Source organism: Victivallis vadensis (genome assembly GCF_003096415.1).
Lineage (GTDB): Bacteria > Verrucomicrobiota > Lentisphaeria > Victivallales > Victivallaceae > Victivallis > Victivallis vadensis.
In genome coordinates, this window is record NZ_QEKH01000004.1 from 69,175 (window position 1) to 90,758 (window position 21,584).

At 61.6% G+C, this 21,584-nt stretch carries 17 protein-coding genes; 8 read left to right on the forward strand and 9 right to left on the reverse strand.

The features are described from left to right. Nucleotides 1-74 precede the first annotated feature (74 nt). The 3 genes from C8D82_RS03630 to C8D82_RS03640 are packed head-to-tail and all read right to left on the reverse strand — an operon-like array spanning nt 75 to nt 3,974. Complete coding sequence (locus C8D82_RS03630; protein ID WP_116882909.1) at nt 75-1,115, reverse strand: DUF4434 domain-containing protein; 1,041 nt, start codon at nt 1,113-1,115, stop codon at nt 75-77. After that, a complete protein-coding gene (locus C8D82_RS03635) occupies nt 1,112-3,232 on the reverse strand; it encodes an alpha-amylase family protein (RefSeq protein WP_116882910.1) in 2,121 nt (706 codons plus the stop codon). The genes C8D82_RS03630 and C8D82_RS03635 overlap by 4 nt, the downstream gene beginning before the upstream one ends. 10 nt (nt 3,233-3,242) lie before the next feature. Then, nucleotides 3,243-3,974 (reverse strand): prepilin-type N-terminal cleavage/methylation domain-containing protein, encoded by a 732-nt coding sequence (locus tag C8D82_RS03640; RefSeq protein ID WP_116882911.1) that lies wholly within the window; start codon nt 3,972-3,974, stop codon nt 3,243-3,245. A 121-nt stretch (nt 3,975-4,095) separates the two neighbouring features. On the opposite strand from C8D82_RS03640, the gene C8D82_RS03645 reads away from it, so the two are divergent. After that, complete coding sequence (locus C8D82_RS03645) at nt 4,096-5,262, forward strand: helix-turn-helix domain-containing protein (protein ID WP_116882912.1); 1,167 nt, start codon at nt 4,096-4,098, stop codon at nt 5,260-5,262. A 6-nt stretch (nt 5,263-5,268) separates the two neighbouring features. Here the strand turns inward: C8D82_RS03645 and C8D82_RS03650 are convergent, their stop codons facing one another. Next, nucleotides 5,269-6,234, reverse strand: a complete 966-nt coding sequence (locus tag C8D82_RS03650) for an RluA family pseudouridine synthase (RefSeq protein WP_165832809.1) — start codon at nt 6,232-6,234, stop codon at nt 5,269-5,271. A 136-nt stretch (nt 6,235-6,370) separates the two neighbouring features. Between C8D82_RS03650 and C8D82_RS03655 the strand changes: the two genes are divergently transcribed. The 5 genes from C8D82_RS03655 (at nt 6,371) to miaA (ending at nt 11,738) form a co-directional block, all read left to right on the forward strand. Further along, the gene (locus C8D82_RS03655; protein ID WP_116882914.1) at nt 6,371-6,877 is read left to right on the forward strand and encodes a phosphoribosyltransferase; all 507 of its coding nucleotides are present in this window, start codon (nt 6,371-6,373) and stop codon (nt 6,875-6,877) included. 25 nt (nt 6,878-6,902) lie between these two features. Further along, nucleotides 6,903-8,999: a glycoside hydrolase family 3 N-terminal domain-containing protein gene (locus C8D82_RS03660; protein ID WP_116882915.1), complete on the forward strand. Its 2,097-nt coding sequence runs from the start codon at nt 6,903-6,905 to the stop codon at nt 8,997-8,999. Between the two features lie 124 nt (nt 9,000-9,123). Further along, nucleotides 9,124-9,294, forward strand: a complete 171-nt coding sequence (locus C8D82_RS03665; protein ID WP_116882916.1) for a 4Fe-4S binding protein — start codon at nt 9,124-9,126, stop codon at nt 9,292-9,294. 106 nt (nt 9,295-9,400) lie between these two features. Then, nucleotides 9,401-10,846 (forward strand): hypothetical protein, encoded by a 1,446-nt coding sequence (locus tag C8D82_RS03670; protein ID WP_116882917.1) that lies wholly within the window; start codon nt 9,401-9,403, stop codon nt 10,844-10,846. Continuing rightward, nucleotides 10,836-11,738, forward strand: coding sequence for a tRNA (adenosine(37)-N6)-dimethylallyltransferase MiaA (gene miaA / locus C8D82_RS03675; protein ID WP_116882918.1), 903 nt, complete (start codon nt 10,836-10,838; stop codon nt 11,736-11,738). Before C8D82_RS03670 ends, miaA begins: the two co-directional genes overlap by 11 nt. Here miaA and C8D82_RS03680 read toward each other — a convergent pair. The 4 genes from C8D82_RS03680 to C8D82_RS03695 form a co-directional block, all read right to left on the reverse strand. Continuing rightward, on the reverse strand, nt 11,729-12,406 hold the full coding sequence (locus C8D82_RS03680; protein ID WP_116882919.1) for a SanA/YdcF family protein: 678 nt from the start codon (nt 12,404-12,406) through the stop codon (nt 11,729-11,731). The two genes, miaA and C8D82_RS03680, sit on opposite strands and share 10 nt — an antisense overlap. 76 nt (nt 12,407-12,482) lie before the next feature. Next, nucleotides 12,483-13,913 (reverse strand): TolC family protein, encoded by a 1,431-nt coding sequence (locus C8D82_RS03685; RefSeq protein WP_116882920.1) that lies wholly within the window; start codon nt 13,911-13,913, stop codon nt 12,483-12,485. Between the two features lie 211 nt (nt 13,914-14,124). Next, on the reverse strand, nt 14,125-14,673 hold the full coding sequence (locus C8D82_RS03690) for a hypothetical protein (RefSeq protein WP_116882921.1): 549 nt from the start codon (nt 14,671-14,673) through the stop codon (nt 14,125-14,127). Between the two features lie 68 nt (nt 14,674-14,741). Then, nucleotides 14,742-15,563, reverse strand: coding sequence for a helix-turn-helix domain-containing protein (locus C8D82_RS03695; RefSeq protein WP_133245047.1), 822 nt, complete (start codon nt 15,561-15,563; stop codon nt 14,742-14,744). A 109-nt stretch (nt 15,564-15,672) separates the two neighbouring features. On the opposite strand from C8D82_RS03695, the gene C8D82_RS03700 reads away from it, so the two are divergent. Further along, a complete protein-coding gene (locus C8D82_RS03700) occupies nt 15,673-18,228 on the forward strand; it encodes a GH116 family glycosyl-hydrolase (RefSeq protein WP_116882923.1) in 2,556 nt (851 codons plus the stop codon). Here C8D82_RS03700 and ilvB read toward each other — a convergent pair. Then, entirely contained in the window at nt 18,218-19,903 is a 1,686-nt protein-coding gene (gene ilvB, locus C8D82_RS03705; protein ID WP_116882924.1) for a biosynthetic-type acetolactate synthase large subunit, read from the reverse strand. The two genes, C8D82_RS03700 and ilvB, sit on opposite strands and share 11 nt — an antisense overlap. A gap of 419 nt (nt 19,904-20,322) precedes the next feature. Here ilvB and C8D82_RS03710 point away from each other — a divergent pair, with 419 nt between their 5' ends. Next, complete coding sequence (locus tag C8D82_RS03710; protein ID WP_116882925.1) at nt 20,323-21,318, forward strand: glycoside hydrolase family 130 protein; 996 nt, start codon at nt 20,323-20,325, stop codon at nt 21,316-21,318. Nucleotides 21,319-21,584: the final 266 nt, after the last annotated feature.

The following is a 21,584-nucleotide window of genomic DNA, read 5'->3' on the forward strand; positions in this document are numbered from 1 at the left end:
AAGCGCCGGAAATACGGGGTGCGGAGAGCGATCGGCCCTTCCGCACCCCGTTTGCATGATGTACTTGCGTTGCGTTACCTGCCGCCGTTTAGCATAGCTTCCCGGTAAATCGCATAATTTTCGTAAAGCGCCGCCGCGCGCTCCCCTCCGACCGGAACCGGATGGCGGGGATTGTGCATCAGTCCGGGATACTGATAGATGATCTGTTTCTCCACAAACGGAGCGGTCAGATCAAGCTGGGCGGTGATCCGTGAAAATTCGGCGGGCTGCAGAACGCCCCGGTGATCGAACTCCCAGATTTCAAGGTCATTCCACAGACGGGTGCGGCCGCGGGGCCGGACATACTGGTTCCACGGATTGCCGGATTTCCAGGCGTCATGAGCATAGCTCAGCTCCTCGTAGACAAACGGCAGCCGCGCCAGGCTGCGAAACCGGTCGGCGCGCGCATACCGCCCGAAAATATCCGGTTCCACGCCGAGGCCGACCGTGTCCTGATAAGCGATGATGTCGACGTCGATATCCTGCAGGAGGGTGGCGCTCATCCCCCGGTCGCAATTGGGAGCGATCAGCAAGGGCGCGTCGGAAAGCTCCCGCAGGGCGGGAACGATCCGGCGCAGCGAGTCGCGTCCGGCGGGTGTTGACGGCGGATATTCGTAAGTCCAGTACCATCCCGCAAAGCTGGGACGGCCGCCATACCGTTCGAGCAGCTCCGCCAGAAGCCGCCTTCCCCACCCGATCGCTTCGTCAAGCCGTTCCGCCGGATTGGGCAGGTGCATGCCGTAGACCGCATGAAAGATCTTCATGCCCAGCCGGTCGGCTTCATCGACGACTTCGGTGTAAAGGTCCGGCTTGCCCTTCATCCATTCGGGAACCGGCAGGGAACTGCCCGGATAATAAACTCTCACATCATCCAGACCGCCGCGCGCATCCGCCGCCTGCTGGAAAACCAGCGTATCGATGCCGATCGCCGCCATATCATGAAGCATCTGCCGCCAGTGATCCGGAGTGAGCGAACGCAGTTCCCGCTGGAATCGCTCCCCCTCCCGGTCATCCCAGTGATCGAGCTGCAGAAAAGTCCCGCTGATCAGGCGGGTATCCGAAACGGCTGCGTTCATTGTCCCCTCCCTTCCCCGGCGCGGATTTCGTAAAGGCGGCTGCTCAGTTCGCGGATTCCCTCGACCATCTCCCGGTAAGGCGTATCAGTGACGGTCACGAGGCCGGTCTGCATGTTCTCGCAGTCGAAAGAGCGGCCGGTCGCCATCTCGTCGGCGAACCGGAAGTAATGGGCGCCGACGATCAGTGGATTATAGAGGGCGCTTTCGACATAACGTTCGAGAGCGCGGACACGATCCGCCTGACTGGCGACGGCGCAGAGTCCGGGATGGGGCGGCCCGTAGCCGGGAACGCCGAAGTGAAACTCTCCGATGATGATCGGTTTGTCGATCCCCTCCGGCAGCGTGATATTGCCGACCGAATAAAGGTAATGATTGAAACTCAGCACATCGGCATATTTCGCCGCATGGCGAACGGCGACGGGATGGCCGCCGAAAGCGAAACGGCAACCGAGATAGAGTTTTCCCGGCGCAACCGCTTTAACCGCATCGCGGCAGAGTTTGAAATAGCGGTCCACCAGCATATTGTTGAATTCGCGCATATCCTTCCCGGCGAATCTTACATCAGGCAGGACGGTGCTTTCCAACAGGTCGTCCCAACTCCTGAAATCGGTTTTCCACACCAGATTCAACTTGCTGACGGAGCCGTGCGTCTCCTTCAGGAACCGCATGAAAGCGATTTTGGAGGGCTGCTTTGCCGGAGAGAGCAGTACGCTACGGCTCAAGCCGGTTTCACCGCCCCAACTGATTTCGTTGTCGACAAAGAAACCGATGCAATAAGGGTCGTCGAGCATCTCCACATTCCGACGCAGATTTTCCTCGATCGCTTTCTGGAAATCCGGGCTGAACACTTCATGGAACTTGTACCAGAATCCATCATCCCCTTCCAGATGCGGCGCTCCGTAAGCATAAACCTGTGCGACATACGGAATGCGGCTTTCTCGAACGATCTCATCGCAGCTCCAGCCGCCGAGCGTGTTGAATCCCCAGCTTTCGAGGCGGCGGTTCGTCCGTTCGGTCCATTTTTCGATGTAGCGGTCCCCATATTTGCGAATCAGGTTGGCACGGTAGAAATCAAAGGTCTTCGGGCGAAGCCCGCGTTCCTTGTAGAAACGGGCAGCAGGGTTGCCGATGTCATAAAGGGTGCCGAAACGCGGATCATCCCTGCCCGGCAGCCATTCAAAATAACGCTCCCGCAGGTCCAGCCCGGTGTCATACCGGTAGGTGATGCAGTTGAGTCCGAACGACCAGAACAGCTTCCCGGAGGGGTCCACCAGATACCATTTCCCTTTGTATCTGGCCGGATAGAAATGGCCGGTCGCGCGCAGCGTCGGCCCGTCGGCCCAGCCGCCGTAGACGGTACGCCCGGAGATCTTCGGTTGGGCGTCGAGTTCGGCGGCTTCCTCCGCCGCGCCCTTTTGCAAGTCGGATTCGTTCTTCAGCTTTCCGGGCCAGTCGGCATGCTTGTACTGGCCGAAACGGTCGATGCAGGGATAAAAAGCCGCAGCGCTCGCGAGAGCGGCCGGCAACGGAGCGGACGGTTCCTCAAGCCGGAAGCCGGAAAGCTCGAATTTCTGCTCAAATTCGTTATTGTGAATGAAAAAGCGAAGTTGTTCGACCTTAGTGACATCCAGATGGTGAAGCCGTTCGTCGAAACCGTCAAATGTCGCCATCAGCCCGGCAGGCGCCCAGCCGGCCCCGAAATTTCCGGCCCGGAGGTAAGGAAGCCGCAGCGTGGCGGTTTCGCCAGGGTTGAGCGCGATGCCGCCGGGAACCTGATACTCGAACTCCCGGCCCGGACGGTTGCTGAGCGTAACTGCTTCAACCTGAAGCCGGGTCGGCCGGTTGCTCAGATTGCGGACGTCAACCGCGACAACCGAACCGCCGGAAAAATCGAAGCAGCGTCCCTTCTGCGGCTTCACGATGATGCCGGGCCAGGGAGTGTCGACGGCGGGCGGAATGGTGACAAGCAGTTTGTCGCCGCGGATTTCATAAGCGGTCTTTCCCGTGCCGAGCGGCTGATAATGTTCCGGCCTGCTGCGGGCAATGTCGAACAGCGGCTCCGCCGCAGAGACAGCCATCCCCATGACGAAAGCGCTCAAAACCCAAAGATACTTCATATTAACTGCCTTAAGGTACATAATGATAAAATCTCTCCTTGTGCACATCCCCATCCGCCACTACCCCGTCAAGGCTGGCCAACAGCGATGTGCGACTGAACGACTCGACGTGGGCATCTCCGAGCAGCGCGGTCATATTCTGTGCCCCATTATGGGAGAAGCAAGGCCAGTTGCCGCCTGTCCCCACAATACGGACAGCAAAAGCAGGGTTATCCCAGTCCTTCTCAACTCCCTCCCCGATCACAATTTGGCGGGACGGATTCCGAAGTTCGACAAGATTCCAATAACTCCCGTAAGTTCCATCCCACCCCGGGTAGTAGTGATAACCGCGCGGGCGATCATTGACGGAGTCGTAATCATTATAGGAATAGGTACACCATGAATTTGTCCAAACTCCTTTGATCTTCGGCGTATCCGGGCAAACTAACAGCGCTTTGGAACCGTATGCCGGTTCGGCGACATAGCCGGCACGGTATAAAATCTCCGCCCAAGGCTTGGCATCCCCGCCGATGTAGGAATGCATCGGGGTCATCATGCCGTTGAAATCGCCGGAATATTGCGTTTGCGCCATCCCGATCTGCTTGAGATTGTTCACACATGTGATTTCCCGCGCCTTCGAACGGGCCTTGTTGAGAGTCGGCAGCAACATGCCGGCCAGAATCGCGATAATCGCGATCACAACGAGCAACTCAATCAAAGTAAATGAGTTGCAAATCCGGCGAAATCTTTGTTTTTCTTTCACGTTTTAACTCCTTTCGCGTTGAAAGTTTTGAAACTGTATTAATTATACTTGATTTCGGCATGATTGAAAATATATTAAACGAAGAATATTACATATATTTTCTGAACTTCATGGAGGGCCGATGCGCCAGATACTCTGTGCAATGATGTCGCCGAACGATCAGATCGTGCGGGAAATCCACCGGTTCGGCCGCGATCACGACTGGCAGGTCGAACTCTGCGGCGGACGCATCCCGCCCGGCTGGTCCGGCGACGGCGTGCTGACCGACTGCCTCCCGCTGGAGGAATTGAAGAAAATCCGCAACTTTGAACGCACCCCGGTCGTCTCCCATACGCTGACGCCGGGCGGCAACGTCCGCACCGTGGCGGGGGATACCCGGAGGATAGCGGAGATGATTGCGGACTATTTTCTGGACCGGGGATTCCGCAACTTCGCCGCGATCGACGCCCGCGACTGGAACCGGCAGGGATGCATCCACGGCATCGACCCGGTGGTATCGCTCCGGGAAGAACTGGAGCGGCGCGGCTTCCGGCTGGAAGTCTGCCACTGGAAGGAGGACCTCCGCCCGGAGGAACTGGCGGACTACGGAAGCGTACTCGCCCGGCTTGCCGAATTCTTTTCGGAAATGCCGCGTCCCCTCGCACTCTTCATCCCCAACGGCCGTCACCTGACGGTGGCCTACCGGGTCATCCATCAACTGGGCATCCGGGTACCGGAGGAGTTCGCGGTGCTCTGCAACACCGATGAACCGTTTTTCACCGAAAACGCCTCGATTCCGACCACGCACATCAGCGGCGAACCGCTCAAACTGGGCCGCATGAGCGCCGAACTGCTGGAGCGGATGATGAACGCAGAGACGGTGCCGGAAGCCCCCGTATGGGTGCCCCCCGCGTCGATCGTCTCCAGCCGCAGCACCGACGTGCTGGCAATTTCCAACCCGAAACTGGCGGCGGCAGTCGACTTCTTTCTCGGGAATTTCATGAATTTCATCAGCGTCGAGGATGCGGCGGCGGCGGCGGGGCTTTCGCCGTCCATGCTGGTCCGGCTCTTCCGGAAACACCTGCGCAAGAGTCCGTCGGAGTTCCTGCGCGGATTGCGCTTCAACCGGATCCGCCATTTTCTGGATAAAAGCGATCTGCCGCTCCCGGAGATCGCGCGGCGGACGGGATACGGCTCGGCGATGTCGCTTTCAATCGCTTTCCGCCGGGAGTACGGCATCGCTCCGGGAGAATACCGCCGCACCCGCCGCCGGAAAAATTCCGATCTGCCGCCGCCGGATCAATGGTGAATCCGGTCACACACCGGGCAGCCTGAAATCCGGCGGCAGAGGAGATTCGACCGCGACCGTCTCGCCGGTGTCCGGGTGACGGAACGCCAGTTTCGCCGAGTGCAGCGCCTGCCTCAGCAGGATCAGCCGCTCCCGGTCGGCGGCGGTGATCGCGTTGGAACGGATTTTCAGGAAGATTCCGTCGTCCGGCCCGTAGAGCTTGTCGCCGAGCAGCGGGAAGCCGAGTGAAAACAGCGTCGCGCGAATCTGGTGGAGCCGCCCCGTCTCCGGCAGCGCCCGCACCAGCGAATACCGTTCGCCGCTCCGCGCCGGCAGCAGCACCGTGCGGGCGGATTCGGGGCGGACCGCCCCCTCCGGCGGCCGCTCTCCGGCCACGAAACGCCGCTTCTTGCGCACCACGCTGGCAAGGTCCGGGACCAGGAAGCCGTATGCCTCGATCCGATCCGCAAAGTTCCCGAACACCAGCGCCAGATACTCCTTTCGCATCGGCCAGCCGGGCTTGCCCAGTTTCGCGGCGGCTTTCGGATTCTTCGCGGCGACCAGCAGCCCGGAGGTTTCGCGGTCGAGCCGGTTCACCAGGTGGATTTTCCCGTACTTCGAGGACAAAAGGTGCCACAGCGTATGCTTGAAAAACGGCCCGGACGGGTGGACGCAGAGGTTGCCCGGCTTGTCCACGACCAGCAGCGCGTCGTCCTCGTAGGCGATCCGGTAATCCAGGTCGGCCTCCGGTTCGGCGATGTCGGCGGGGAAGTATTCGATGCGGTCGTGGAGTTCGAGCCTGCGTTCCGGGTCGGAAAGTTCGCCGTTCAGCATGATCTCGCCCGCCGCGATCCGGTCGCGCCACTCATCGATGGCCCGGTAGGTGAAGCGCCCCGCCAGATATTCCGCCAGCGTGAAACCGGCCCCCGACCAGTCCACCGAGCTGCGGATCACCCGCCGTTCCAGATTTTCATACTCCTCTTTCACCGTCATACACCCCGCGTTTCGGCTGAATCTCAACATCACGCCCCATAATTTACTCCGGCGGCGCGAATATTCAATTTGCATTCCAAGAAAAAAAGAACTATATTCAACCATTGCGACTATCGAACGAGGAATCATATTTTCTATGGATATTATTTATTCCGCCGGTGAAATCGCGAACCGGATCGCGCAGCTCGGCCGTGAAATCACCGAATTTTACCGGGGCGAAGAATTGACCGTGGTCGCGCTGATGAACGGGGCGCTGCCTTTCGCCGCCGACCTGATCCGGGCCATCGGCCTCGACTGCTACGTGGATACCGTCAGCGTCGCCAGCTACCGCAACTGCCGCAGCACCGGGGAACCGGAGTTCCGCTCCACGCTGAAAATCCCCCCGTCGGGGCGGCATATCCTGCTGGCCGACGAGGTGCTCGACAGCGGCGTGACGCTGCAATGCGTGGCCGAATACTTCCGCCGCCGCGGCGCCGCGAGCGTCCGGACCGTAGTGATGGTGGAAAAGGAGCTGCCGCGCCCGAACGGTCTCGCCCATGCCGACTGGACCGGCTTCACCGCTCCTGACCGCTATCTGGTCGGCTACGGACTCGACGCCGATGAGCATTACCGGAATCTGCCTTATATCGCAGCCTTGAATTAGCGAATTATCATGGAGGAATTGCAGTATGGAGAAGTTCCCTTATCAGGATGCGTCGCTCCCGGTGGAGCGGCGGGTTGAAGACTTGCTCGGCCGGATGACCCTTGAGGAAAAAGTCGGCCAGATGTGCCAGCTTGACGGCCGCGTCAATCTCGAACAGGAGTTTCAGGAGAAACATCCCGGCTCGCTGCTCCAGATTCTCGGCGAGGACTGCAAAAAGGCGATCGAACTCGCCCGCAGCTCCCGCCTCGGCATCCCGCTGCTGCTCGGCGTCGATGCGATCCACGGCCACTCGTTCTGGCCGGGCGCCACGATCTTCCCGACCCAGCTCGGCATCAGTTCCAGCTGGAACGCCGAACTGATCGAGGAAATGGGCCGCGTGACCGCCCGCGAAATGCGCAACACCGGCGTCGCCTGGACCTTCTCCCCCGTGCTCTGCATCGCCCGCGACCTGCGCTGGGGCCGGGTCGGCGAAACCTTCGGCGAGGACCCGCTGCTGATCGGCGATTTCGCAATCGCGCTGATCCGCGGGCTTCAGGGCGAGAATCTGAGCAGCCCGGACAAGGTGCTCGCCTGCGCCAAGCACTTCACCGGTTACTCCGAAACCCAGGGAGGCCGCGACGCCTCCGAGGCGGATATCTCCATGCGCAAGCTGCGCAGCTACTTCCTGCCGCCCTTCGAGCGGGCCGCGCGCGCCGGAGTCGGCTCCTTCATGACCGGCTACCAGTCGATGGAGGGCGTGCCGATGACCGCCAACAGGACCCTGCTGCGCAAAGTGCTGAAAGAGGAGTGGGGATTCGAGGGACTGCTGGTCACCGACTGGAACAACGTCGGAACCCTCGTCACCGGCCAGAAGATCGCCCCGGATTACAAGCACGCCGCCAAGATCGCGGTCGAGGCCGGAAACGACCTCATCATGTCCACCCCGCAGTTCTATCAGGGCTGTCTCGACGCGGTCCGCGAGGGAATGCTCGACGAAGCCCTGATCGACGAGGCGGTCCGCCGCATCCTGTCGGTCAAGTTCCGGCTCGGCCTGTTCGAGGACGACCGCTATCCCGATCCGGACGCCGCCGACCGCGCCGCCGGGACGCCGGAACACCGCGCCGCCGCGCTGACCGCCGCCCGCGAGTCGCTGATCCTGCTCAAAAACGACGGGCTGCTGCCGGTCCGCAACGCGAAACAGGTCAAGGTCTGCCTGGTCGGGCCGAATGCCGACAATCCGATCAACCAGTGCGGAGACTGGAGCCTCGGCACCGGTCAGGCCAACGTCCCGAAACAGCATCCGCGCCGCTGCACCGTCACGCCGAAAGACGCGCTCGCGGAGAAGTTCATCCTCGTCGACAACCCCGGCGAAGCCGACATGATCGTCGCCGCCGTCGGGGACCAGCCGAAATACTGGGGCGAATTCAAATCCACCGCGACCCTCGAACTTCAGGACGGGCAGAACCAGCTGCTCACCGAAGTCGCCGACACCAACAAGCCTTTCGTGATCGCGGTGATCTCCAGCAAGCCCGTGCTGCTGCCCGCCGCCGTCCGGGAGAAGGCCAACGCGATCATCCAGCAGTTCTCGCCGGGAATGCTCGGCGGGCAGGCGCTGGCGGAAGCGCTGGCCGGAGAGCTGAACCCCTCCGGCCGCCTGACGGTGTCGATTCCGTACCACGTCGGCCAGCAGCCGATCTACTACATGCAGCCGCGCGGCCAGCACGGCGACCGGTACGCCGACCTGACCCAGCAGCCGCTCTACCCCTTCGGCTACGGCCTGGGCTACTCCGAATTCGAATACGAATCGGTCACCACCGACCGCACCGTCTACGGGCCGGAGGATTTCATCAAGGTGCTGGTTTCGGTGCGCAACACCGGGAAACGGGACGGCGTCGAGGTGGTTCAGGCCTACGTCAGCGATGAGGTAACCTCCGCCACCTGGGTGGACCAGGAGCTGAAAGGGTATGCCCGAATCCGCATCCCGGCAGGAGAAAACCGCACGGCGGTGATCGTGATCCCGGCTTCCTCCTGCTCGATCGTCAACGCCGCCGGCGAGCGGGTGGTCGAACCGGGCGAATTCGAGCTGCGGATCGGCAAATCCAGCCGGAACATCCTGCACCGCGTCAAATTCGTGATCCGCTGAACACGGCCGCGATCGTTTTCCGTGATTTCAACGCGGAACAGGCGTCTTGACATTTGGGAAACGTGTGTTATATTAGCCGTATACCCGTTTCTTAAAGTCATCATCCACAACCAAGGAGTATAAAATGGCGGCGAAAGTCAATACGGATGCGTGCAGCGGCTGCGAAACCTGCGTCGGTTCCTGCCCGGTGAGCGCGATTTCCATGGCCGACGGCAAGGCGGTTGTCAACGAGGCGGATTGCATCGAGTGCGGTGCCTGCGTCGGCGAATGCCCCTGCGAAGCGATCTCCCTCTAAACAGACGGAGCGATTCTTCAGGAGTCAGGAAGCCGGAGCCGGTACATACCGGTTCCGGTTTTTTCTTCCGAAGTCACCGGTAGTTCGACAGGGGGAGGAATCCACGTTGGCCAAAAAGCGGAATCACTTTTTGCCGCTGCTGATCATTCTCGGGGCGTACATGTGGTTCGTCCGCGGTTTCCTGTTCCGTCCCCTCTGGTTCGATGAAGCGCTCACGGTACTCAATTTCGCGCTGGCCCCGAATCCGGCGGCGATCTACCTCAATTATTCCATCCCAAACAACCAGATCTGCTATACGTTCCTGCTGCGTCTCTGGATCGAATTCCAGCCCGCCTTTCTCGACACCACCGTCTGGCTGCGGCTCCTCTCCGTATTGCTTGGAGCAGGAACGCTTTCCGCACTTTATTTGCTGTTCCGCACCCGGTTCGGCAACGGCAGGCTCCTGCTGCCCGTGCTGGTCGCGCTCGGAATATCCGTACCCTTCCTGATCTATGCGACCGCACTGCGCGGTTACATGCTCAGCGCGCTGCTGGTCACCCTGACGCTGCATTTCGCACTGCGCTTCGCCAGGTGCCGCGAGTGGAAAAGCTGGCTCTGCTACGCAGCCGGTTCACTGCTGACCGTCGGCACCATCCCCAGCAATCTGGTGATGCTGGCCGGAGTCGTGCTCTATGCCCTGCCGCTCTTTCAGGCCGATTTCTACCGCAAACGGAGCTTCTGGCTGATGTTTTTCACGCCGCCGGCCATGCTGCTCTTTTTTTATCTGCCGGTCATGCGCCAATTCATCGGGGTGGTCAACCTCGGCGAAGGGTGGAACAGCGGCGGCAAGGTGCTGCTCGCGGTCCTGGCCGCATTCAGCTACAGCTTTGCGATGCTGCTGATTCCGGCGACCGGTTCGCTGCTCGCCTTCGACCGGCGCAGATACAACTGGCTCTGGTCCGCGCGGGCCGCGATCTGGCTGCTGCCCATCCCGATGGCGCTGCTGCTCAAGGTGGCCCCCTTCCCGCGCGTGTTCTTTCCCTTCTGGCCGCTCTGGGCGCTGCTGCTGGCGGGGGGGCTGCGCGACCTGAGCGCCCTGAACTGCCGCTGGCGCCGCCGCTGGCAGCCCGCCGTCTGGATCGCCGCGCTGACCGCCGCAGTGCTGTTGTGGGGATGGCTGGCGCAGTGGCCGGAGCTGCGGCTCGCATTCTCCCGCCGCAACGGCGGCAACGGTTCCGACGACTACTTCTTCGGCTACTACCTGCGGAATGAACATACGCCGGACAAGACCGTCGCCGAACTGAAGAAACGTTATCCAAACGGCACTCCGCCCATCTACCTGAGCTTTTCCGCCGATCCGTGGGCCGTGATGTTCTACGGCAACCTGAACGGCCTGACCGATCCGGCCAACTACCGTTTCGACGGGCCGCGCGGCATCGTCGGTTCGATCCCGCGCGGCAGCCTGGCGATCCTGCGCGACGACGAATCCGCACTTGCGCTCGGGCAGCGTTTCCACGTCCGGCTGAAAGAGCTTTTCCGCACTCCCAACCACGGGGTGTACCGTGTCGAATGATGCCCCCCTGCCGGTTTTCATGGGGCCGACCGCATCCGGCAAAAGCGCGCTGGCGCTTGAAGCGGCCCGGCAACTCAACGGCGAAATCGTCTCCGTCGACTCCATGCAGCTCTACCGGGGGCTGGAAATCGGCACAGCGCAGCCGACCGCAGCTGAACAGGCCGAAATCCCGCACCATCTGGTCGGCTGCTTCGATTTTCATCACAAAATCGATGTGTTCCAATTCCGGAAGCTCGCCGACCGGGCCATCGCGGAGATCCGGGCGCGGGGGCGGCGGCCGATTCTGGCCGGAGGGACCGGCATGTATCTGCGCGCGCTGCTCTACGGGATCGACGACCTGCCCGCCGATCCCGAACTGCGCAAACGGCTGGACGCCGAATTCGACCACGACGCGGGGGAACCGGCGTTGCTTGAAAAGATGGCGAAGCTCGATCCGGCGGCGTTCGACCGCTGGCACGCCTGCCGCCGCCGGCTGATCCGCGCCCTTGAGGTCAGGCTGCTGACCGGCAAATCCATTCTCGAACTGCAGCAGAATCCGATGGACCGCCTCCGCTATCCGGTCATCGCCTGGAAGTTGGAAACCCCGACGGAAATCCTGCGCAAGCGCATCAGCGACCGTGCCGCCGCGATGCTGGATTCCGGCTGGATCGAGGAGGCGCGCCGCGCCATCGCCGCCGGGCTGCTCGAATCGCCGACCGCCCATCAGGCACTCGGCTACAAGCTGATCGCGGAGCATCTGGCAGGCAACCTCACGCGCGAACAGCTTCACGAACGGATTTCCACCGCCACCTGGCAGCTGGCCCGCCGCCAGCGCACCTGGTTCCGCCACCAGCATCCGGAAGCGCAGCCGCTCACGATGCCGCCCGCCGCCCCGCTGGTCTTTCACTCCTGAAACTCGATCGGCACCGGCGGCCCGAGATGACGCGGAGCGCGGTGCAGCAGTTTCACGTCAACCACCGCAAGCACGCGGGCAAACGCTTCCCGCCACCGCTGTTTCAGCCGGAAACGGCGCAAGCTCACATCCCGCGCCGCAAAGCCGACCGCATCGATCCCGTGATTCCGCGCGATGTACAACGCGCGTTCGCAGTGATCCTTCTGCGAAACCACCGTAATGCGCGTCTGTCCGAAAATCTTCTTCGCCCGGATCACCGAATCGAGCGTGCGCAATCCGGCATAGTCGGCGTAGATATCCTCCGGGGCGACGCCGCGTTCGATCAGCGCCGCGCGCATGTCCTCCGGCTCGTTATAGTCGCGGCGGCGGTTGTCGCCGGAGACGATCAGCTTGCGGACCTTTCCGGCATGGTAGAGCCGCGCCGCCGCATCCATACGATACCGGAAGTACAGATTGGGGCCGTATTTCGCCTGTTTGCTGGTGCCGAGCACCAGAGCGACGTCGCGCGGCGGAATCAGCTCCGGCGCGGAGAAAATCCGTCCCCGTGCGGCCGCCACCGCCCGGTCGGCTCCCCACAGGAACAGCACTCCCGCAATCAGGCAGAATCCGGCCGCAATCATCAGGCGTTTTCTGAATTTGAATATTGTTTTGAATCCGACGAATTTCATGAACGGCAGTTTCCTTCCGATTTGGCGATGAAGGAAAAATATCACGTTCCACTCCAGGAATCAAGCGCCGTATCGCTCAATCTTCCGGAAAAAGTTCCACCATCAGGATCGCTTCGATCTGCGCCAGCGCTTTGTTCAGCAGATTGATCTCGGTGGCGTACCGCACTTCGGTATCGATGTAATAGGTCTGCACCTTGTCGATCCGGTCCACCGAAGCCTCCCGTTTCAGATAGCGGTCGTACACCAGATCGCGCTGACGCCGGGCGGCGGCAAGCAGATCGCGGTAGACCCGGGCCTGCCGCGCATGGTTCTGATAGTTGGCGCAGGCGGCGCGGACATCGTTCACCAGCTGCAGATAGGTTTCGGCCATGCCGTACTGCGCCATCGCATACATCGCCTGCATCTCCCGCATCCGGTTGTAGCGGCTCAGTCCGTTGAAGATCAGGTAGTTCGCCTGAATCCCGTACTCGAACGAGGGAGTATCCTGCGAACCGTGCGAATACATATAATCCCGGTATCGGGAACTCATCACATTATAGGAAAAGCGGGCATGGGCGGTCACGGTCGGAGCGTAGGAACTGTAGCTTTTGAACTTGTTGTACTCGGCGATCTTCAGCGTCTGCTGCATGATGTGCATCTGCGGATTGTTGGAGAGCGCCAGGTCGATCGTGGCCTCCATGCTGAACGGCAGCGGACGGATTCGGGTATCGGCCGGCGGCAATTCGGGGGGACCGGGCAGCCGTCCCTCCGGCAATCCCAGCAACTGTGCCAATGCGAAATCCGACACCTCAAGCTGGTAGACCGCCGCGATCCGGGAAGCGTCGGCATAGCCGGCCAGCACCTGAAAGTTGAGCACCTCATCCTCCGGGCGCAGATTTCTCTGCGCCTCCGGCTCCACGATCCCGTGCAGCTTCAGCTGGAACTCCCGGTTCTGCTGTGCGATCTCCCCGAGCCGGGCCGCGAGCTGCATGTCGTCGAACGCATAGGCCACCGCCTGCCTGACCATGCAGATCACCCTCATGCGGACCGCCTTTTCCCGCTCGATTTCACGTTTCTGGATCAATACATTGAGCTCACGCGCCAAGCCGTCAAAGATCAGATAGCTGGCCGTCACGTTGGTGGTGCTGTCGAAGCGGAAATTCCGGGCGGGCGTATGCGGCATCGGGTTGACCAGATGATTGTTCCACTCCAGCGTCTGGCCGACTCCGGTTCCGGCGGTGATCTCGGGAGCGTAAGCGCCGAGCGACTGGTAGTAGCGCATCCGGGCGGCATTGACCGCGTGATAGGTGGCCAGAAAGCTCTGGTTGTTCTCCTCCGCGATCCTCTGCGCCAGCCGGAGCGTCAACACCTTGATCCCTTCCAGCCGCCGCCGCGACGCTTCCCGGTTGGCCTCGTCGAAAACCGTTCCCTCCAGCACCGCCTCCGGCGGCTTGTAGGTATAACACCCACCTGACAGCAGCAGGAGCGCAACCGGAACCAGCCAGCATCGACTGCATAAAATGGACATATTCTCCCTCCATAAACCAAAAAACAGCAATTCTCCTCTGAAAATAATATAATCACTTCACATAAAAAGGCAAATTCAAAACCATTTTATCACATTACAAACAAGAGAAGCTCATCATCTTTACCCGTGGTACAGCCGCCGGAGAAGTTATCTCCGGGTAAAAAAAAAGCGCCCCCGTCTCCGGGACGGGAACGCTTCCGATGGGTTGGAATCACTTTTCAGCTTTTTTGGCGGAAATCTTGATTTCATAGTTTTTTCCGGCCTCCGCCTTCAATGTCAGGCAAGCACGGTTATCGTGGTTGACCTTCACGGAAGCCTTGCCGGTTTTCGCATCATCGCTGAGTGTGACGGATTTACCGCTGAAATACCAGTTTTTAGCCTTCTTGCCGTCGTTTTCCTCGAAGCTGCCGTTGGCGACCGGCTCGCCGTTCACGGTCACATCGTCGATCAGTACGAATTCGCGGTCGCCGGGTTCCTTGCTCCACTCGCCGCCGATATTGAGCCGGATATCGCCGGATTTCTCCGGTACGACAGTAAAGATGAAATCACTCCATTCGTCCGTAACCGGCTTGGAGAGGTACAAATAACAGTTCTGCTTTTCCGCCGGCAACCAATGTCCCTTGCTGAGTTTGCCTTCTCCGGCTGTCTTCTTGATCGGAATCAGCTGTTTGGTCGCATCGACATCCACCCGGATGGCGGCGGGACCGGCAAACAGCGGCAGGGTCAGGGCGGCGAGGGCGGGGATCATCAGAGTCTTCATGGTAATTCTCCTGTTTGGTGAATCTTTTCAAGACGACATCCGCAATATAATGCAATTCCCTTCCTTTGTCAAATTTCTGATCTGCCGCCTGGCCGGAGCCGGCGGAACTCGCGCGGAGAATAGCCGGTCCGCCGCCGGAAAAAACGCGAAAAATAAAATTCATTCGCAAAGCCCAGCCGGTCCGCAATCTCCTTGATGCTCCGACAACCGGAGAGCAGTTCAAATTCGGCGCGCCGCCCCAGCTCCCGGCCGATGAACTCCTTCAGCGGGACTCCGAAATCGCGGCTGAACTCCCGGCTCAGGCGGTCCCGGCTGCGGCAGGCAACTCCGGCCAACTCGTCGAGCCGGGTGCGTGCGGAGAGGGTGCGGGCCATGTAATCCAGCAAGACGCCGTAGCGGCGGCGCACCGCCAGATGCCGTTCCAACTCCTCCGGCAGATGCTCCGTCAGCTCCCCGGCCAGCTCGAAGATCAGCGCTTTCAGCCGGAACAGCTCCCGCCAGCTTCCCGCCGGGGCCGCCGCCTCGCGGCAGCGCCTCCGCAGCTCCTCATCCAGCCGATGCCGCGAACAGCGGCGCGACTCCCCGAATACGTCGCATCCGGCCAGCAGTTCAAGCTGGAAGTGCAGCGAATAGAACGCCAGCTGCGGGCCGAAATCGAATTCGAGGTCGAGTCCGGTCGGCATGAAATACCAGTACCCCGCCTCCAAGGTGAACCGCTGATTCCCGGTATGGTTGACCAGTTCACCCGTTCCGGCCGTGACCAGGAAAATCCGGTTGAAGCTGTAGCAGTTCCGCCCGCGCCAGCGGAATTCGGCCTCGCCGAACTCCGCGATCCGGCAATTCAGCTGCCCGGCCAGCGCCGCCAGCGCGTCGTGTCGCGTCATTCCCATGAAAGTATATGTTTCCGCACTGTTATTGAATTTGAAGAATCTTCTGACGGCATATAACTTATACCGTATCACCGGAATTTCAACGATCGGAAAAGGGAGATTTTGAATCATGAAGTATCCGAATGGTCACAACAGCGCGATTTCATTTCCGTTGGGCGGCATCGGCACCGGCAGCATCGGGCTTTCCGGCGCCGGGCAGCTGATCGACTGGGAGATCATGAACCGCCCGGACAAAGGCAGCCACAACGGCTACAGCCATCTGGCGGTCAAGGCCGAACGCGGCGGCGAGCTGGTCGACGTGCGCGTGCTGAACGGCGACATGGCCCCTCCTTACACCGGAACCTCCTCCTTCGGCGAGGCCGGCAACCGCTTCGCCGGATACGGCTTCGGCGCAAACAAATGCCTGCTGCCCGGCCTGCCGCACTTCCGCGAAGTGGAGTTCGACGGCGAGTTTCCGTTCGCCCGGCTGACCTTCCGCAATGAAACCTTCCCCGGCGAAGTCGTGCTGCGCGCCTTCAACCCGCTGATTCCGCTGAACGACTTCGACTCCTCGCTGCCGGCGGCGGCGTTTGAAATCGAATTCCATAACGATACCGCCGGGGAACTGCGCTATACCGCCGCGCTTTCGGTCCGCAATCCGGTCGAACGTTCCTGCCACACTTTGACGGGACGGCTTCTGGAGATGAAGCAAAAGCAGCACCACGCCGCTTCACCCCGCTACGGCGAACTCGCGCTCGTCACCGATGCGGAGGAGTACTCCGGCCAGAGCTGCTGGTACCGCGGCGAATGGCAGGACGACATCAATATGTTCTGGAACGATTTCGCCCGCCCCGGCGCACTGAAACCGCGCGACTACCCGGCGGAAAACGGCCGGCACCGGCACGACACCGGCACCCTCGCCGCCCATCTGACGCTGCCGCCCGGCGGACGCGGAAAGATCCGCTTCGTCCTCGCCTGGTACTGGCCGAACGTCAGGAACTTCTGGAACGAGGGCGAACGCGAGTATCCCGGCTGGCGCAACTGGTACGCCACGCAGTTCGGCAGCGCGGCGGAGGTGGCGGACTATTTCATGGCGAACTACGACCGGCTGCTCAATGAGACCCGGCTTTTCCACGACGCGCTGTTCTCGTCCACCCTGCCGGAGGCGGTGATCGACGCCGTTTCCGCCAATCTCGCGGTGCTGAAGAGCGCGGCCTGCCTGCGGCTGGAGAACGGCGAATTCTACGCTTTCGAAGGAACCTCCAGTCTGTACGGCAGCTGCGAGGGAAGCTGCACCCACGTCTGGAACTACGCCTACGCGCTGCCTTTCCTGTTTCCGGCGCTGGAGCGGTCGATGCGGGAATTGGACTACACCTGGAACTTCCAGCCGGACGGCGGGCTCGGCTTCCGGTTGCAGCTGCCGCTGGGGCGCGAGGCCACCGGCTTCCGCGCCTGCGTCGACGGGCAGATGGGCGGCGTGATCAAGATGTACCGGGAGTGGAAGATTTCCGGCGACACCGGCTGGCTGCGCCGCTGGTTCCCGCAGGCCAGACGGGCGCTGGAATACGCGTGGAGCCCGGAAAACCCGGACCGGTGGGACCCGGAACAGTCCGGCGTGCTGACCGGCCGCCAGCATCACACGCTGGACGTCGAACTCTTCGGCCCGAATCCGTGGCTGACCGGGTTCTATCACGCCGCGCTTGACGCCGCCGCCCGGATGGCCGACGCCGTCGGTGAACCGGAGAGCGCCGCGCTGTACCGGAGCATCCGCGCCCGGGGCCGCAAGTTCGTCGAGGAACAGCTTTTCAACGGCGAATATTATGTCCAGAAGCTCGACCTCGCCGACGACGCCGTGCTGGCCCCCTTCCGCGACGCCCGCCGCTGCTACTGGAATGAGGAGTCGCGCCAGATCAAATACCAGCTCGGCAACGGCTGCCTGACCGATCAATTGCTCGCCCAGTGGCACGCCTCGCTGGCGGGGCTGGACGACGTGTTCGACCCGGCGCGGATTCCGGCCGCCCTGCGGGCGATCCACCGATACAACTTCCTGCGCAGTTTCCGCGACTACGCGAACTTCTGGCGGGTCTACGCGCTGAACGACGAGGCCGGAACCATCATCTGCAGCTGGCCGCACCGCGACATGCCCGCGATCCCGATTCCGTATGCGACCGAGGTGTTCACCGGCTACGAATACCACTTCGCCGCCCAGCTGGTGATGCACGGCATGGTCGCGGAAGGGACCGAAGTGGTCGAAGCGGCCCGCGCCCGCTATGACGGCGTGAAGCGCAATCCGTGGAGCGAAATCGAGTGCGGCAGCAACTACGCCCGCTCCATGTCCAGCTATTCGCTGCTGAACGCCTACGGCGGCTTCCGGTTCGACCTTGCGGCGGGGATGATCGGCTTCGCCCCCGCCGCCCGGCGTCCCGGCGAATGTTTCCGCTCTTTCTGGAGCCTCGGCACCGGCTGGGGCAGCGTCGAAATCACCGACGACTCCTGCACGCTCCGGGTGCTGTACGGGAGCTTGAAGGTGAATACGCTGCAGTTCCCGCTCGAACCGGCCTCCGTGCGGCTCGGCGGCCGGGAGCTGCGCTTCACCCGGTGCGAGAGCGGAATTGAGCTGGCCGAACCGGCGGAGCTCACCCCCGCCGTCGAACTGACCTGCTTCCGGCAGTGTGCTACTCCGTAATGATCTCCCGGTAGCTCTTGCCGCCGGGAATCATCGGGAGCACGTGGTCGAGATAGACGGTGTGGCAGTCCAGCAGGAAGGGACCGGGAGTTTCGAGCATCTCCCGGATCGCGTCCTCAAGTTCCGCCGGATCGTACACCTCGCGCGACGGAATGCCGTAGCAGCGGGCGATCCCGGCGAAATCCGGGAAAGGCCGCTCCCCCCTGACCCGCAGATCGGTGTTGCCCCGGCGGCTGTGGTAGAAACGGTCCTCCAGCTGCGCGACCATGCCGAGGTGCTGGTTGTTCAGGATCACCATCTTGACCGCGATCTCCTCGGTCGCGATCGTGCCCAGTTCCTGAATATTCATCTGGAACGAGCCGTCGCCGTCGATATTGATCACGGTCGCTTCGGGCCGGGCCAGCTTCGCCCCCATCGCGGCAGGCAGGCCGAACCCCATCGAACCGAGTCCGCCGGAAGTCAGCAGCTGCCGCGGCTGGGTGAACGTGTAGAACTGCGCGCTCCACATCTGGTGCTGCCCCACGCCGGGCACGATCACCGCGTCGCCCGCCATCCGGCAGATCGTTTCGATCACCCTCTGCGGCTGCACCTTGCCCGGCTCGTCGCGGTATGCCAATGGATGCGCCCGCTTCCAGCCGGCGATGCGGTTGTGCCATTCGGCGTATTCGCGGAAGCGGGGAGTGCGGTTCAGCCGCTCCAGAAACTCCCGGATGTCGGCGGTGATGCCGAGGTCGGCGCGCACGTTTTTGTTGATCTCCGACGGGTCGATATCGATGTGGATGATCCGGGCCGGACGCGCAAACTCATCCGGATTGCCGGTCGAACGGTCCGCGAAACGGGCGCCGAACGCCAGCAGGAGATCGCACTCGTTCGCCGCGTAATTCGCATAGTAGCTGCCGTGCATGCCGAGCCATTTCAGCGACAGCGGATGATCCTCCGGGAACGCGCCGATCCCCATCAGACTGGTGGCGACCGGGATATTGAAACCCTCCGCAAACCGGGTCAGCTCCTCCGCCGCCCCGGCGGCGATCACACCGCCCCCGGCGTAAATGCACGGGCGCCTCGAACGGGCGATCGCGGCGAGCACCGCTTCGCAATCCTGCTCCGTCACCGCCGGAGGCTTCCGTATCAGCTCCGGCGACGGCTCCGGGCAGAACCGGAACTCCAGCCGCCGCTGTTGGACATCTTTGGGAATGTCGATCCAGACCGGCCCGGGACGGCCGCTGTTCGCGAGGTAAAACGCATCCGTGACGGTCTGCGAAAGTTCCTCCGGCTTCATCACCAGATAGCTGTGCTTCACGATCGGGCGGGTCATGCCGATGATGTCGGTCTCCTGGAACGCGTTCCGGCCGATCAGCTTCGACTCCACCTGCCCGGTGATGATCACCAGCGGCACCGAATCCATATAGGCGTCGGCGATCCCGGTCAGCAGATTGGTCGCGCCGGGGCCGCTGGTGGCCATGCAGACACCGGTTCTGCCGGTGGCGCGGGCGTATCCGCAGGCGGCGAATGCGCCTCCCTGCTCGTGGCGCGGCAGGATCACCCGGATCGGGGAGTCCGCCAGCGCCTGATGAAATTCGATCGCGGAGCCGCCCGGATACGCGAACACCAGTTCGATGCCGAGGCGCTCCAGAGTTCTGATGGTGATCTCAGCACCTTTCAAAAGCTTATTCATATATGGAAATCTTTCACGGTAAAATTATTACGGATCAAAACGGCACAGTCGCACGACTGCACAGACGCCTCCCGGAAAGAAGAAGAAAGAGGAAAAACAGCGAAGATCACTCCGCGCAGATACAGCCCGGACGCACTACCGGGAGACCGGTGCGGCCGGGCGGCTAACAACGACTGCCGTCGCCGAAAATCTGCCTGCAAAGTGATTCATTGTGATAAGTTCCATTGCCATACCTGAATGGCTGGCGCTTAGTATAGCCGCCCGGCCCGGTTTTGTCAAGCCGTTTCCCGCGCGTTCCCATACCGATTTTTTCATAAAAAGTCCGAAAATGACTGGAAATGGCGCAACGGAGTGTTACATTAAATTAAGCTGAAACGGTTTCAAGGTTCGTTTCATCATAAAAATCAAGGAACAAAGACATGGCCCTGGTTCGTCACCCTTCCAATCCGGTCCTTTCGGCGAAGGACATCCCGTTCGACGCGTCGCTGATCTTCAACGCGGGCGTCTGCAAATTCAACGGACGCTATGTGATGGTGTTCCGGAACGACGTCGGCTTCGGCCCGAACGGCTACGGCAAAACCTACACCAACCTCGGTATCGCCTACAGCAGCGACGGCGTGAAATGGGAAGTCCAGCCCCGGCCGTGGAAAGTCGCCGCCGATATCGTCGCCGCCGACCCGGAACTCAGCCGCTTCTACGACCCGCGCCTGACGGTGATCGACGGCCGCTGCTATCTCTGCTTCGCGGTGGACACCATGCACGGCGTGCGCGGCGGCATCGCGGTCACGGACGACTTCGACCACTTTGAAGTGCTGTCGATGTCCGCCCCCGACAACCGCAACATGGTGCTGTTCCCCGAAAAGTTCGACGGCAAATTCGTACGCCTCGAACGCCCCTTCCCCGAATACAGCCGCGGCTATCAGGAGAAGTTCGACATCTGGTCGAGCATGTCCCCCGACTGCCGCTACTGGGGCGACACCCGGCTGGTCCTCGGCATGGAGGACGTCCCCTACGCCAACGCCAAAATCGGCCCCGCCGCGCCGCCGATCAAGACTCCGAAAGGCTGGCTCTGCACCTTCCACGCCACCTACAAGGACATGAGCCGCAATCTCTTCGGCTGGGAAAACGCCAACAATCCCGACGTCACCTGGAACAAGGAGTACTTCGGCGGCCTGATGCTGCTCGCTCTCGACGACCCGCAGAAAGTGATCGGCCTCGCCCCCGAACCTCTTCTCAAAGCCACCGAAAAGTATGAACTCGAAGGTTTCCGCGGCAGCGTGATCTTCCCCGGCGGCATGCTGCTCGAAGACGACGGCGAAGTCAAGATCTATTACGGCGGCGCCGACACCGTCGAGTGTCTCGCCACCGCCTCGGTCGACGACCTCCTCGCCCTGATCAAACCCTTCTCCCGCTGACCTCCGGGATTTCGCTCCTTTCGGAGCGACCAAGGCGCTTCGCCCTTGGAACCCGACCGGCAAGGTGCCGGTGCCGAATACTTGAGAGCCGGGAAAACCGTTCCGGTTTTCCCTCCGGGTGGGGGAACTCTGATGGAGACAGGCAAGGAGCGTACAGGAGCGGCACACCGCTCCGGTCGGCGCAAAGCCTGCTTTTTTGCAGGCTTTAGGCACTCCCTGCGCCTGCTGCCGCCGGAGGCCACGCGCGGAACGGCCAGATGCTGACC